This window comes from Planktosalinus sp., from assembly GCF_059864935.1.
On sequence record NZ_JCBCCK010000482.1, the window covers coordinates 1 to 2,201 of the forward strand.

The 2,201-nt window shown below is 41.6% G+C and carries 1 protein-coding gene; it reads left to right on the forward strand.

The genetic code is table 11. The annotated features are described in order from the left end of the window. Positions 1 to 2,201, forward strand: a 2,201-nt coding sequence (gene alaS / locus AC6F75_RS14065; protein ID WP_500715719.1) for an alanine--tRNA ligase, incomplete at both ends; no start/stop codon positions are given.

Here is a 2,201-nt window from a genome sequence, read left to right on the forward strand (position 1 = left end):
CAATGCAGGAATGAACCAGTTTAAGGAATATTTCTTAGGGAATTCAATTCCTAAAAACAGCCGCGTGGCTGATACTCAAAAATGCTTAAGGGTTTCCGGAAAACACAATGACCTGGAGGAAGTGGGCAAAGATACTTACCATCACACCATGTTTGAAATGTTGGGAAACTGGAGCTTTGGTGATTATTTTAAAAAGGAAGCCATAGAATGGGCGTGGGAACTACTCACCGAAGTCTATAAAATTGACCAAAACATACTCTACGTCACCATTTTTGAAGGCGATGAAAAAGAAGGTCTGGAACGTGATACCGAAGCTTACAATTACTGGAGACAATTTGTCCCCGAAAACCGCATCCTTAACGGCAATAAAAAAGACAATTTCTGGGAAATGGGCGATCAGGGACCCTGCGGACCTTGTTCTGAAATCCATGTAGATATTCGCTCAGAAGAAGAAAAAGCAAAAGTTTCCGGAAAAGATTTGGTCAATCAGGACCACCCCCAAGTGGTTGAAATCTGGAACCTCGTGTTTATTCAATTCAACCGCAAAGCTGATAGTTCACTGGAAAAACTTCCAGCACAACACGTGGATACCGGTATGGGTTTTGAACGCCTGTGTATGGTGCTGCAAGGCAAGCAAAGCAATTATGACACCGATGTGTTTATACCTCTCATTCAAAAAATTGAAAGCGTTACAGGTACAACTTATGGTAAAAATGAAGAAATTGATATTGCTATTCGTGTAATCGCCGACCACGTAAGAGCAGTTTCATTCTCCATCGCTGATGGGCAATTACCAAGCAACACCGGAGCAGGTTATGTGATTCGCCGGATATTGAGACGTGCCATTCGCTATGGTTTTACTTTTTTAAACTCCAAAGAGCCGTTTATATACAAACTTGTGGACACATTAAGCGACCAAATGGGTGCCGCTTTCCCCGAACTGAAGTTACAAAAACAATTAATATCTCAGGTTATTCAGGAGGAAGAAAATTCCTTTTTGCGCACGCTTGATCAAGGTTTACAGTTGCTGGACACTGTTATTGCTGATGCAAAAGAAAAAACCGTTTCCGGGAAAAAAGCATTTGAACTGTATGATACATTTGGTTTTCCCATTGACCTTACGGCATTAATCCTCAGCGAAAGAGGCTTTTCCCTTAACGAAAAAGAATTTAATGATGAACTCCAAAAACAAAAAGACCGCTCCCGTGCTGCTTCTGAAGTAACCACAGACGACTGGACGGTGTTAAGTGAATCCAAAAAAGAACCTTTCGTGGGTTATGACCAAACCGAAAATGAAGTAAAAATCACCCGCTACCGAAAAGTAAATTCCAAAAAAGACGGCGAGCTGTATCAAATTGTATTGGACAGCACCCCTTTTTATCCTGAAGGCGGTGGGCAAGTGGGGGATAAGGGTGTCCTCACCCCCAGCCCCTCTCCAAAGGAGAGGGGAGTAAGCCCCTCCTTGGGAGGTGTTGGGGAGGACATAGAAATTCTCGACACAAAAAAAGAAAACAACCTGATTCTGCATATCACCAAAAAACTTCCTGCTGATGTGCATGCTACTTTTTTGGCAAAGGTTGACACCACTTTACGAAATAAAACTTCAAAAAACCATACAGCAACCCATTTATTGCACCAGGCATTGCGTGAAATATTAGGCGCTCATGTCGAACAAAAAGGATCTTTAGTAAATCCTGATTATTTACGATTTGATTTTTCACACTTTTCAAAACTCACTGCTGAAGAACTGCAAAAGGTGGAACAATTTGTCAATGCCCGTATAGAAGAACAATTGCCACTGGAAGAAAGACGAAACATCACCTACAATCAAGCGATGGAAGAAGGAGCCATTGCTTTGTTTGGTGAAAAATACGGAGACACTGTGCGAGCCATTAAGTTTGGTAAAAGTATGGAGTTGTGCGGAGGCATTCACGTTAAAAATACCGCCGACATCTGGCATTTTAAAATAACAAGTGAAGGAGCGATTGCTTCCGGTATCAGACGGATTGAAGCGATTACCGGAGATGCCGTAAAAGCTTATTTCACAGAACAGGAATCCAATTTGGCCTCAATAAAAGAAACGCTTAAGAATCCGCAGGATACTTTGAAAGCTGTGAAAAACCTTCAGGATGAAAACAACGAGCTGAAAAAACAACTTGAACAATTACTAAAAGACAAAGCCAAAGGCCTTAAAGGAGAAC